12 protein-coding genes are annotated in these 13,456 nt (G+C 30.1%); 2 read left to right on the top strand and 10 right to left on the bottom strand.

Annotated features, from left to right (window positions below):
* The first annotated feature begins 74 nt into the window (after positions 1-74).
* The gene (locus tag A8C32_RS02010; RefSeq protein ID WP_069828778.1) at positions 75-1,043 is read left to right on the top strand and encodes an endonuclease/exonuclease/phosphatase family protein; all 969 of its coding nucleotides are present in this window, start codon (positions 75-77) and stop codon (positions 1,041-1,043) included.
* 38 nt (positions 1,044-1,081) lie between these two features.
* Here A8C32_RS02010 and A8C32_RS02015 read toward each other — a convergent pair whose 3' ends face one another.
* Genes A8C32_RS02015 through A8C32_RS02025 form a run of 3 tightly spaced genes read right to left on the bottom strand, consistent with a single transcriptional unit; the run spans position 1,082 to position 5,773 of the window.
* Positions 1,082-1,459, bottom strand: coding sequence for a hypothetical protein (locus A8C32_RS02015; RefSeq protein ID WP_069828779.1), 378 nt, complete (start codon positions 1,457-1,459; stop codon positions 1,082-1,084).
* Positions 1,460-1,507: 48 nt separating this feature from the next.
* Complete coding sequence (locus A8C32_RS02020) at positions 1,508-2,950, bottom strand: DUF5689 domain-containing protein (RefSeq protein WP_069829157.1); 1,443 nt, start codon at positions 2,948-2,950, stop codon at positions 1,508-1,510.
* 18 nt (positions 2,951-2,968) lie between these two features.
* On the bottom strand, positions 2,969-5,773 hold the full coding sequence (locus tag A8C32_RS02025; RefSeq protein WP_069829158.1) for a carboxypeptidase regulatory-like domain-containing protein: 2,805 nt from the start codon (positions 5,771-5,773) through the stop codon (positions 2,969-2,971).
* Positions 5,774-5,886: 113 nt separating this feature from the next.
* Here A8C32_RS02025 and A8C32_RS02030 point away from each other — a divergent pair, with 113 nt between their 5' ends.
* Positions 5,887-6,945 (top strand): endonuclease/exonuclease/phosphatase family protein, encoded by a 1,059-nt coding sequence (locus A8C32_RS02030; protein WP_069828780.1) that lies wholly within the window; start codon positions 5,887-5,889, stop codon positions 6,943-6,945.
* 137 nt (positions 6,946-7,082) lie between these two features.
* Here A8C32_RS02030 and A8C32_RS02035 read toward each other — a convergent pair whose 3' ends face one another.
* The 7 genes from A8C32_RS02035 to A8C32_RS02065 form a co-directional block, all read right to left on the bottom strand.
* Complete coding sequence (locus tag A8C32_RS02035) at positions 7,083-7,520, bottom strand: hypothetical protein (RefSeq protein ID WP_069828781.1); 438 nt, start codon at positions 7,518-7,520, stop codon at positions 7,083-7,085.
* A 205-nt stretch (positions 7,521-7,725) separates the two neighbouring features.
* Positions 7,726-8,469 (bottom strand): 4'-phosphopantetheinyl transferase family protein, encoded by a 744-nt coding sequence (locus A8C32_RS02040; protein ID WP_069828782.1) that lies wholly within the window; start codon positions 8,467-8,469, stop codon positions 7,726-7,728.
* 146 nt (positions 8,470-8,615) lie between these two features.
* Positions 8,616-9,590 carry an acyltransferase domain-containing protein gene (locus A8C32_RS02045; RefSeq protein WP_069828783.1) on the bottom strand — a complete coding sequence of 325 codons (975 nt, stop codon included), beginning with the start codon at positions 9,588-9,590 and terminating at the stop codon, positions 8,616-8,618.
* A gap of 13 nt (positions 9,591-9,603) precedes the next feature.
* Entirely contained in the window at positions 9,604-10,083 is a 480-nt protein-coding gene (locus A8C32_RS02050) for an acetyl-CoA carboxylase biotin carboxyl carrier protein (protein WP_069828784.1), read from the bottom strand.
* Positions 10,084-10,231: 148 nt separating this feature from the next.
* The gene (locus A8C32_RS02055) at positions 10,232-10,498 is read right to left on the bottom strand and encodes an acyl carrier protein (RefSeq protein WP_069828785.1); all 267 of its coding nucleotides are present in this window, start codon (positions 10,496-10,498) and stop codon (positions 10,232-10,234) included.
* A gap of 194 nt (positions 10,499-10,692) precedes the next feature.
* Positions 10,693-11,556, bottom strand: a complete 864-nt coding sequence (fabD, locus tag A8C32_RS02060; RefSeq protein ID WP_083253208.1) for an ACP S-malonyltransferase — start codon at positions 11,554-11,556, stop codon at positions 10,693-10,695.
* Between the two features lie 163 nt (positions 11,557-11,719).
* Positions 11,720-13,447: an aminotransferase class I/II-fold pyridoxal phosphate-dependent enzyme gene (locus A8C32_RS02065; RefSeq protein ID WP_069828787.1), complete on the bottom strand. Its 1,728-nt coding sequence runs from the start codon at positions 13,445-13,447 to the stop codon at positions 11,720-11,722.
* Positions 13,448-13,456 lie beyond the last annotated feature (9 nt).

Here is a 13,456-nt window from a genome sequence, read left to right on the forward strand (position 1 = left end):
AAATATAATTAAAGTGCAAAGTTACATAATTGTAACCATTTTAATTTTTATATTTTTAAACCTATTTTTGATTTATGATAGATACCCTTGAAGATATTCCTATACGCAACGATATGCAAACTGTTGCTTTTTATAATATAGAAAATTTATTTGATGTTGTTGATGATAAACATACTAATGATGATGACTTCTTACCTACATCTGTAAAAAAATGGACACTCAAACGTTATCAAAATAAACTTAGAAAACTAGGTTTTGCAATATCTAACATAGGACGAAAAGAAACTGGTAAACATCCTGCTCTTATAGGTTTAGCTGAAATTGAAAATGCTAAAGTTATTGAAGACCTTATAAATTCGACTCATTTAGAAACTTATAACTATGGCTATGTTCATTACGATTCTTTAGATGAGCGAGGTATTGATGTGGCTCTCCTTTACGATACAACTGTTTTTGAGGTTGACTCTTCTGAAACATTTACTATTGTTTTAACTAAAGATAATGGAACTCCAGATTATACTAGAGATATTCTATTGGTTTCGGGAAGACTTGATGGCGAACTTGTTCATGTTATAGTTAACCATTGGTCTTCTAGACGTGAAGGAGAAAAAGAAACGGAACATAAGCGCATATTATCGTCGGACAAGGTTGGAGAAGTTATTAGTACTTTACGTAACAAAAATACGGATGCTAAAATTATTGTTATTGGTGATTTTAATGACGATCCCCATAGTAATAGTATTAAACGTATTGTTGAAGGCCACGACTTGTTTAACCCCATGGAAACCTTACGCTCTTTTGATAGAGGTACGACAAAGCATAACCGACAGTGGAATTTATTTGACCAAATTCTTTTTTCTACTAATTTTTTTAAAAGAACATCTAATCAGTTTGAATATTATAAAGCTGATATTTTTGATGAAGATTTTTTAAAACTTTTTGAAGGTAAATACAAAGGTTCTCCTTATAGAACTTATGTTGGAAAACGCTATAAAGGAGGCTATAGTGATCATTTTCCTGTATATGCCATTTTTAAAAAATAAAAGGAACTCTGTAAAAGATATAACATTTTATTAAGCAATTAAATTGCTTGCACTATAATATAAGTTAAACCTATAATTGCTATTGGTAATAGCCAAAGTAACCGAATATTATAGGTTAACTTTCTCTTTTTTATCATTTTAGCATTTAGCACTTTTCGTTTTCTACCTCCATATTGCATCCAGTTTTTGAAATAGATAAAAATAACAATCAAAATAAATAAAGTCCAAGCTTTACCTGCAGACATGGTATTCATGTGCATATTTCTAAAAAAAACTGCAAAAAAAACGCCTAAAAGTAACAATAGACTACTTTGTAAAAAAGTAATATAAAATGTTGCTATACTATTAGCTTTTTTATTTTTTTCGGCTTTATAGTGATGAAAAAAATGGAAAAAGAGGATATCGAATATGGTCATTTTGCTAATTTATTCTATTCTTAACAACTTTTCTATAAAATTTAAGAATTACTGTATATAATCTATGCTTATGTCATCCAATTCATAAACTCCATCAAAGGTTTCTTGTCCGCTACCCGTATATTTAAAGGCAATATGCATAGTTCCACTAGCACAGGATAAATCGATACTTCCAGAATTGAACCACGGGACAAAAGAATCGGTATCCTTTACAATATATGCTGAAGACAAAACACCCCAAGTCGCAGAGGTAATTTTTACTTCTGTGCCATCCCAATCTAAAGAGTAGAGTACTTCTAAATAACTACTATCTGCAAGACTATTAGATGTTTTAAAACGTAGTGTTTCTCCTTTTTGTGTATCTAGATTGATTTCTGGAGTGATTAACCATACAATATTACTATCGTCTCCAGAACTTGCTGTTTTTATTCTTGCAGATCTACCAAGGGATGCATTTGTTGATGAAGATGAGTAGGCCTCCCAGCCTTCTGAACCTGTTTCTATATAATTAGTCCAACCATTTCCTGCTATTAATTTGTTGTTTTTTTGAGATTCAAAATCTTCCATAAATAAGTTACCAAAACCAACTGTTGATGCTAATCCACAATTTAATTCTAAAGGATCGCATCGTTTATCTTTATCAAAATTAATAGCTTCGGAATTATTAATAATTAACACATTAAAGTCATCTCTAAAGTCTCTACCAAATATACCTGTAATAGTGCCTTGACCTTGAGGAACTACTAAAGATTTAAAATCTGAAAACGTACTGGTTTGCATAATCATAGAAATACCAGAATCACAATTTTCTAATAACCGAAGTCCATCAAACTTATCGATAGACTCACTTGCAAATGTTGCTCCTAATTCGAATCTGTTTAATTGCATATTGTTAAGTTGAATTAGCGTATTTTCATCTTGTTCTGTCAAATCTGCTAGTCCAATAATTTTAGGTGTTATTGTTGCTATTTCATTACTCCTAATTATAATATCTTTATAATCGGCAGCCTGAATTTGCTCTATATTTACTGCATCTCCTTTTCCTATAGTTATTACTCCTTTAGTTTCTCCTACTGTTAAACCATTCATCTTTACATATACCTTTTGTCCAAATTGATAGGTGTCTGATAAATTACTTACATTAACATCTAATTTAAACCCTAATCTGGGATCGTTATCTGGGTTACTATCATCTGTTTTATTCTGAATAATTAATTTTTCAAAAAAATTACCTGACTTGTCTGATGAAACCACGTAACCCACTATATATAAATCTGTTTCTTCATCAATAACCACTGTGGTATTTCGGTTATTTAAAGCTTGTTCGAATCTAGATTTAATAGCTTTAAATGTTGTTATATTCTCTTTTGGAATATTAGACTCCCCTATTGAAATATCTGGCGTACTATAAGTGTCATCTTCCACACAGGACACAAAAAGGAAGATTGTTATAAGCTTTAACAATATTGTGGTTTTTCTCTTTTTTTTCATAATAAATTCGTTTACCATTTAAAATCTAAGGTTTAAGTTTAAGAAGTAAGTTGTACCTCGACCATACCAGTATTTTGGTCCAAAAACTGGAATACCTAAAGCTTTATCGTCTCGTAATTCTCTATAATTAGCATTTCTACCTTGCTCGAAACCTCCTGATTTATAAATTTCATCTAAAAGATTATTTATACTTGCAAAAAAGCTAACATAATAGCCTGCTATTTTCCATGATTTCCCTCCTACTAGGTTAACTACCATATAGTCATCAAATCGCTCTTGTTTTAATAGTTCTCTTGCTAAAGTTTCATCATAATCGTTAAATGTATTACCATCAAAATCTGTATTGAAGTTTGATGATCGAGTTAGTGGGCTCACATCTATATAAGTATTCGAGAAAAAATTAACTGTTGCCCCAAACCACCAAAAATCTGGATCTCTATATTCTAATCCTATCGAATAGGCATTCTGTGGACCAGCAGCCAATTTATAGTTTTCTAATTTTGATTGTCCAAAATCTTTAAAACCATCTATAAACCCCGCTTCTAGAGATTCATTATCTGGTTCTGTAGAAAGAAATAAATTAGGGTTGTTATTATAAGTAAATTGCCCAATAGCGGCGACACCTTTAATCTTAATTGCTGGAGTTAATTGGGTTTCTACACCAAATTCTACTCCTATGTGTTTCTTTTCTATACCCTGTAAAATCTCTTGTACAAATGCGGTATTATCACCACCAATACCATCAGCAAAAAAGAACGATATTTCGCTAGCATCAGCAATTTTAGTATAATATCCTGTTAGTTTTGCTTTAACTATGGGTGAACGAAATATATAATTAGCATCAACCACTAGTATTTTTTCTTCTGAAATATCTGGTACAATATTATGATTCTCTCTAGAATTTGAATAGGTATTTTGTAATGATGGTGCTTTGAATCTGTAACTGGTATTGACATCAAAAACATGTTTACCTGTTAATTTATAAGTTAAACCTCCTTTTCCTCCCACTCCCATAAAAGTTAGCTTTGCTCCCTTACCTAAAGAGCTATCTGGAAAACCTCCGTTTTGATAAATACCTTCTCTTTGGTATTGTGTCTGTTTTATGCTTCCTGAAATATAAAAGTCTACTTTATTATAAGTAAACTGAGCTTGGGTATATGCACTTAATTCATTTGCATGAACATTATAATGATATTTAAATTTATCACCTACATCAACTATTCTATTAGGGTTTAACAAATCGTTTTGCGCCTCATTTATATTTGTAGCAAAACCATCTATATCTAAATAACTTAATCCTCCTAAAAGGTCTAAAACTTCTGCAAAATTTTCAGATTTTAAAGCTTTATAATTAACTGCTGCATTAAGTATAACGTTATCATTTATTTCTGCGTTTAAAATGGTGTTTAATGTTAATTGTGTATCGTCTACTCTATCTTCATATAAAGCATAAATGGCATTTCCTCCATTTTGAGTATTATTTATATTTGCAAAATACATTGCTTCCCAATCTATTTGACCATTATTCTCAAAATCCTTTAAAGCGCCATAAGCAAATTGCAAATCTTCTGGAAAATTTCTTTCAAAATAACTGGGTAGTTTTTGATAATATGTTGGGCTTGGGTTTGCACCTCCGCCTTGTGGAAAACCTGTAATTAAATCGGTTCCATTATAATCTAAACGACTATTTCCTAATGTACCAAACTGGTAACCTGCATTTGTATTTAAAATGGTTTTAGTATTTATTTCCCAATAATGGTTTAGCATTATTATGGGCTCATTGACTTCTTTAATTCTAGAATTTCGTTTTTCACCATCTTGTCTGCCCCAATATTCATTATACTTTATTCCTTTTAAATTATATACTTCTTGCGTATTGGGTGACGATTTACCTCTTCGGTTTGGTGTATAAATTCCTGTAAAATTCAAACTATGTTTATCGTTAATTTTCTTTTCTACGGAAGCAAAAAATGAGTTAGATTTATATGACGTTGCTTCTTGATACCCTTCATTACCCCAACGCCTGCCAACCGAAATTGTATAGGCCCAATTATTTTTTAGTAACCCCGAAGCATACGTTGCCATTAATCGATTTGTATAACTCCTATTTGATGACGAATAGGTTACCCGCCCTCCAGATCTTGCTTGAGATGCTCTAACATTTATATTTGTTGTCCCTAAAATACCTCCGAAATTATAATTTGAAGAGGATAACCCTAACGCTAATTCTTGATTTCTTAAGACATCATTTATACCTCCCCAATTACTCCACTGCGGTCTTCCGTTATAGAATTTATTCATTTCTATACCATTGATTAAGACTGAGCCATTATTAGAGTCCAAACCTTTTATTTTAAAAAAGGAGGAACTAAACTCAAAAGCTGCTGTTCTTTGGAATATATCTAAGGATGATGCCAATAAACCTGAAATATTATCGGCACCACTGGTATCATCGTTAAGTTCATCATCAGATAATGTGATAGTAAATAAATCATCATTACCTGAAAGATCTTTATCTAAAGTCATATCGGTAATGTTTACTGTTTCTCCTTTATTTACTGTTATAGGATAACGCTTTTCTGCATACCCTTCTTTATAAATTTGAAGTATTTGTTCTCCTAAAGGCACATTTTTACTAAACACAAACTCGCCTAAAGTATTGGTTAAAGAAGATAGACTTGTCCCTTCTATGCGGACTATAACATTTTCAATAGGTTCAAAAGAAACTACATTTTTAACACTTCCTTTTACTATTGTTTGTTGAGAATAGATTGTAAAAACTGAAAATAGCCCCAATAAAAAAAATAACAATACGTTCTTCATACTTGTATTTAAATTATTAATCATGCGTAATAAACACCTATTAAAGATATAGGCTTTATATTACGATTAACGATAACTATAAACACACTTAACGAAAATATATTTCATTTAAAATGAATTATTTAAAATACGGGGTTTCAATTTTATTTTTAAGCTTATCTATAACAACAAAAGCTCAAGAGAAAAAGTTTAGAATTCATACCATAGCATTTTACAACTTAGAAAACTTATTTGATACCATAAATAACCCCATAAAACTTGATGAATTTAGCCCAATTATGAAGCTGAACGCTAATAAAAGTGAAGCTTATAAAAAGAAAGTTTATAATATGGCTCGAGTGATTTCAGATATTGGTTATGATACTACTAACAATACACCTGTACTTATTGGGGTTTCAGAAATTGAAAATAGAACTGTTCTCGAGGATCTTGTGAATACACCTTCGTTAGTAAATAAAGATTATGGCATTATTCATTACGATTCTCCAGATGTTCGTGGTATTGATGTAGCATTACTCTATCAAAAAAAACTATTCACACCCACATCTACAAGCAGTCATGAATTAAAAATTTATAATGATAAAACCAAAGAACGTATTTATACTAGAAATCAATTATTAGTAAGTGGTAATTTAGAAAATGATCCTATACATATTATTGTTAATCATTGGCCTTCAAGGCGAGGCGGAGAAGCCAGAAGTAGGTCTAAACGTATTGCTGCTGCTAAATTGAACAAGTATTTAACGGACTCTCTTCAAACAAAGAATCCCTATGCTAAAATTTTTATTATGGGTGATTTAAATGATAACCCTACTAACGCTAGTGTAAAAACCGTTTTAAATGCTGAAAAAAACAGAACAAAAGTTGGTTTAAAAGGTATTTATAATCCTTATGAAAATTATTTTAAAAATGGTTTAGGAACTACTGCTTATAGAGATTCTTGGAGCTTATTTGACCAAATATTAATAACTAAACCTTTACTTGACAAGGATTTTTCTTCTTTTCGCTTTTACAAAGCTGGTATTTTTAACAAACAATACTTAATACATAAAAAAGGGACTTATAAGGGCTACCCTTACAGAAGTTGGTCTGATGGAGGCTTTAGTAATGGATTTAGTGACCATTTCCCCGTATATCTTTATGTTATTAAGGAAATCTCTTCTATTCCTTAAAATGCTTCTCCTAAGTAGAATACTAAACTTTCTTATTTTAATTAAAAATCAGTTTTATTAGGGAAAGAAAAAGACCTGTCTAGTTTTGAAAACTTGACAGGCCTAATAGTATATTTATTTACAGTATTAATATCGGTTTATCCAATCCAAGTACTCCAAGGTATTCTAGATAAAAATAATAATAGTGCTATCGTATAGAAAATTGCAATTGTTTTTAATTTCCCTTTAGATGTTAATTTCTTTTTATGTTTTGAATAGCCTATTGTAATTAAAGCTACTGCTATAATATTAATAAATGGATGTTCTACAAGATATAAACGTGCTAATGAATTTCCCATAACACCTCCTCCTAACTCACTCCATAAATCGAACCTTGGTGATACAAAATATAAAACTAAACCTATTAGTAATTGAATATGTGATACAATTAAAGCAAATAACGATTTCCTAAAATCGTTAGCTTCATATTCTTTATCTCCAACAGTTTTTATTATCGCATTTACAGTAGCAATTATTAAAACTAGAAGTACTAAATACGCCCAATAAGAGTGTAATGATTTTATAATATCGTACATAATTATATGTTTAGGTTTATTTATCCAATTAAATTGATTATTACAAATGTAATAATTAATTGAAGTTATCCAGAGTACTTAAGATAAAAAAGGCTTACTTATATTTATGTGGCAAAACATAATACAATCAAAACACTTTTTAATCAATATTTTCTGTATTATAAAATCATTAACAATACCCATCATTTTAAGAAAGCCCTTCAAATTATTTTACACACCCAATATGCTTCTCTATATTTTCAAATAAACTCATAATTAAAACACTAGAAGTTCTTCTAGGAAGAACTACGGAACAAACATACCCATCTATAGATTTTGATATAGATTTATATTGTGTGAAATTTTTAAAATGGCAGACATAACAACCTTCTTTTTTAAATATTGAATTGATTTCCATAATTTTAAAATCAAGAGTTAAACCAGTCTTAAGAATTTTGGAAAGACTCTCTTTCGATGCCCAAATAAGAGTATTCCCTATCTTTTTTTCTAATGAACACGAAGCTATTTGTTGAGATTCTTTTTCAAAAACATAATTTGCCATTATGTCTAAATCATTATTAATTTTTTGGATATCAATACCAATAGGATGTTCTTCTGGAAAAGCACAGGCAATCCCATATTCATCGCTATGGCTTATACTAATTTGAATATTTTTATTAGCTAGGTTTTTAACAACAGGAAATTGAAAAACGCCAAATTTTATAGAAATTGAATTAAGAGTCTGGTTATCTTGGACTAGTTCTGAAATCGCATGCTTTGCAGCAATTCTTCCCTGCAAATAACTTGTTTTCCTTTTATCAAATTTTAATGTAGAATAATACGCAATTTCTTCTTCATGAAGTAAATCAATATAATTAAGAATATCTGGCAGATTTTTTTTTAGAATGCAGAATCCAATTTTAAAATCTCCCTCATTCCTACTTAACAAAATTTTTTCTTTATAAATCATAGATGAATATTTTGAGACTCAATACATTTTCAAATATAAATTAGTGAATATTAACACAATATAAATTCGTCACTGAATTCCCAATGAGTCTTTATTAGAATTCTAAAAGAATAATGATATAAATAAAACGATACCTGAATTTTATTTTAGTGTGATTGTAAATCAGCTGGTTTCAATATTTTTTTTAATTCTGACAACCTTTCATTTTCATTTTTAAACGCACTCATAATAGAAAATGTGTTTGACCCTTGGGATGTCGTTGTTAAATTATATTTCACAAAAGTTGATCCAGTACCAGAAGGACCAAGATCTATATACATAAAAGAGCCTTTACTTTCTATATATTCAACAGCTTTTGAAAAATTTATATATTTGGATGCTATCTGAGCAAAATAATCATTTGGAATAATATCTAATTGTGTACAATTTAGCCCAGAAATAAATTTTTTATTTGGATGTTGATTCATTCCTTCTAAAGTAGTTAAATACTTTTTAAAATCAAGCATACTATCATCCATAAGAGGACTGTGAAAAGGAACCTCAACGGGAATACGGATAAAATGAACCCCTTGATCTTTTAGAAAATATTGATAATCTTCTAAATCTTTATTTAGCCCCGAAACAGTATAGTGTCCTTCAAAATTGTTTGAAGCTAAATAAAGATTATAATTTAAAAAAGAATGCTTATCAATAATTTGTTCCTGGTCAATCACAGCAATCATACCTCCACCCCCAATTAAACCTTTTTTTTCAATACATTTTGCCTGAACTATAGAAGCCTCAATAGCTGTGCTTGAATTCCATATCCCTCCAACAACACCTGCCGCAAATTCTCCCAAGCTATTCCCAATAACATAATCTGGAAATATTCCTAAGCTTTTTAACACATCATACATCGCTATTTCTACTGCTACAATTGCAGGGTGAGTAATCAATAAATCATCAAAATATTTTTCATCATTGGTATACAGTTCTTCAATTAAAGATCTATTTAAATACTTTTGAATTATTATATCACTTTCTTCTATACTTCTTCTAAAAACATGATTATTTTTATATAGGTCGTATCCCATCTCTTTGTATTGACTTCCCTGACCTAAAAAAACAAATACTTTCTTCATATCCTTCATAGATTTAAATGCTAATAATAAATAATGGTTGACCAAACTCTACCGGCGTTTTATCTTTAACCAATATTTCTTTAATATTTCCTGATGCATCAGAATTAACTTGATTCATTAATTTTAAGGCTTCGATAGCGCATAAAAAATCACCTCGCTCAACAAAATCTCCAACCTCTAATTTTTTGGATTTTTCAACAGATGATTCTAAACTAAATGTTCCAATAAATGGGGATCTTATTACAACTTGATTAAGGTTATTAATCTCTTCTGAAATCTCACTTAACTTTATATCTTTAGCTGCCTCTACTTTCATAGGTACTTTAAAATTTGAAACGCCCACATCGGAATTGGGAGCCAAAACCTTTATATTATTGGTATTATAACGTTTTGCTTTTATAGTGATTTTTGTGTCATCAAAATCCAATTTTAATTCGCTGGCTCCAAACTTAGCGACTGATGTTATTAAACTCTGAACTTCTTTTAAATTCATAACTTGTACAATATTTTAAACGCTTTAAAAACCTTTTAGAAAAGCTCTTAAATTTTTTGAATTCTAATTACTCTTTTTTATTAGAATAGTTCTTCTTATTTAACTCTAAGTCAAAAAAGATTCCTAATAACTTTAGACTTTAACGACTTCAATTCATAAGCCAAATTGGCTGTTTTTTAATTTTTTCAAAAAACAAGTCTGTTAATTCTCCTATATTTGAAGCTGAATGAAATTCAAATCGATCAACATCAATTCTCAAATCTTCAATAGTCTTTTCGATTAATTCGGCTCTATCAACAGAATTGGCACCAAGCAGACATAGTTTAGAATCGTAATTAATATCTTTTAACTCTATTTCCCGAAGAATTACTTTCAAATTATTAGCTATTAAATTGAAAATTGTCTTTAAATCCATATGTTATATTTTTTAAGGATTAATATCTATAATTTATTGTAATGCATAATACATCTGAAAATTTTTAGAAACCAGAAACCATAAGCATCTCAAAATTCCTTGTTCCCAAGCTAGTTAATAGAGTCTCTCTTAGATCAATTTTTTCATTTTTATCCAAGAACTCTTTTACAACCTAAGCTTTTATCTATGATGTTTTATGCAATTTCATTTTCAATAATTGGAGTACAGTTTTCTCTAATTTCAGAAACCATTTTTGAAAGAATTTCACTTCTTACCTCTTCAAAATCATTAACGCCTTGTCCCATTAAATACCGTATGGTATCTGTCCAATTAACGGAATTATTAATTTGCTGACTCAATAATACTGGTATCTGCCCATTTTCATAAGGTACTCCCGTAACATTAGAAATAACTGGAGACTTCAATGTAGAGAATTCGAAATCTTCTAAAAATAATGAAAAATCATCTGCTGCTTGTTTCATATATCTCGAATGAAAAGGAGAAGTAACAAATAAAGGGATAATAAAAACTCCTTGATTATCAAAATCCTTTATCAAATTATCAACAACATCTTTAGGTCCAGAAATCACTGTTTGACTAGGCGTATTAAAATTGGCAATATCTATGCTACCATAATCGCCTTCATTTAACTTGTTTTTTAACTCATCAATATTTAATCCTAAAACGGCTGCCATTGATCCTGTTACTGCATTTGCCATTAATTCACCCCGTTTTTGAACTAATCTAAGTCCCGTTTCAAAATCAAAAGCTCCAGCCGCAAGAAGTGCGTTATATTCACCTAAACTATGGCCAATAAACCAATTGTTAGGAGAACTTGTTTTTTTTTGAATAAAAGTAAGCGCGTTAACTACATATAACGCTGGTTGTGTGAATTGAGTTTTCCCTAATTCCCTTCTTGGATCGTTCAAGCATAATTCTTCTAAATCGTATCCTAAAATAGTTGAAGCTAGTACAACTTCATTTTTAAAAGAATTAAACAAATCTTTACCCATTCCTTTGTGTTGCGACCCCTGACCGGAGAACATTATTGTCTTCATATTATTTGTGTTTATTCAAAAATTGTGTGTATTTATGTGTGTTAATTTGCATTTAGATAACTCCATAAAGTTCGTACTTAAAAATAAATTTTTGAAGTACGTTAATTACCTAATGTTTTAAAACAATCCTAAATTTTATACATGGTTATAGTGTTATAGTCTTTTATTTATCGCTCATTACAACTTCACGCTCTACCTCCTTTTGGTCAATACTACATCCAAACTTTTCTGCGGCTTCAATCACTAATTCTGCGGCTCGCTTAAGTTGTGCTTTTGTATGCTGTGAAGTTATAAAATGCCTAAGTCTTCCCGCACCTTTAGGAGCAGCAGGGTATACCAAAGTAGGGATATATACTCCTTTCTCTTTTAGATAATTAGAGACTTCAAGGGTTTTCTTTTCATCTCCAATAAGAACAGGCACAATCCAAGTTTCAGTATTAGTTAGTCTTATCTTACCCTTATAAAGTGATTTAAGATACTCTGAATTATCTATCAATTTTTTTCTTCTAATATCTCCATCCTTACCAGAAGCCAATCTCAAAGACGTCAATACACCTCCTGCAATAGTTGCTGGCAATGATCCTGAAAACATGCGATTTCTTGCTGAATAATCAATATAATTGGAAATAGACTTTTTTGCTAATAGAAAACCTCCTGTTCCAGAAAAAGTTTTACTTAAAGTTCCTATAAACAAATCTACTTGATCCAAAACTCCTTGATCGGCTGAGGCTCCTCGACCATTTTTACCTGTGAGTAAAACGGAATGTGCTTCATCCACAAAAACTTTAGCACCATATTTTTTTGAAACCCTAACGACTCCTTTAATGTCTCCATAATCCCCATCTGCACTAAAACAACCTTCTGTACATACAAGAATACGGTTTCTGCCATTGTCAATGCTTTTTAAAATATCTTCAAGGTCATCCAAGTTATTGTGCATAAAAAAATGGACATTTGCTTTAGAAAAAATAGCTCCATCTACCGAACTAGAATGACTATATGCATCTAATATTACGTGATCGCCTTCTCCCATATATCCAGAAATGGTGCCAAAGCAAGCATTATATCCAGAACTAAATAAAGTTACAGCTGAATCCTTTTTTCCAAAAAAATCAACCAATTCTTTTTGCAATTCCTTGTGTAATGATAGCATAGCTCCTCCAACTGGAGAAGCAGCTGTTCCCAAGCCATACTTATCTAAAGACTTTTTAGCCCCATCTATAACTTTAGGATCACTTGAATAACCCAAATAGTCGTAATTAGAAAAATTTATTAATGATTTCCCTTCTTCGGTTGTAAAAATTGGTTTTATTTTAGAATTCTGATATAAAATTTTTGATTTATCTTTCTTTATGATACTTTGAAATTGTTCTATTTCTTCATCATCTCTACTACTTATTAATCCAAAAAAATTACCTAAACTCTCTTTTTCTTTAATGTTAGGGTTTTCAATTTTAATTGTTGATTTACTATAGTTTACATTAGAGTCATCTTCAATTTTATGAGCATTAACTTGAATATTTTTTGTAGTTTCATATATGAAATTTGAAATTTCACGAATACTTGAAAGCTCCATCATTTCCTCAACCTCAATTTCTGTGAGAAATTTATTATTAATCCTCCTTAATAAACTAACCTGCCCCATAGAATCAAGTCCATATTTATTTAATGCATAATCAATTTTTATTTCATCTTTCGGGATTTTTAACAGTTCGCAAATAATTTGAATTATTTCTTCTGTGATTTGTTTTTCAGAATATTCAATACCTGAAACTTTGTCTTCTGTAGTAGGTGTTTTTTTACTTTCTTGATTCTCTGAATTTTTTATTTTTCCTAATTCTCTTAAAAGAATTAATTTAAGAGCTTCTCTTTTATCTTCTTTTTGTGTCATTATTATGTA

Source organism: Flavivirga aquatica, from assembly GCF_001747085.1.
GTDB lineage: Bacteria > Bacteroidota > Bacteroidia > Flavobacteriales > Flavobacteriaceae > Algibacter_C > Algibacter_C aquatica.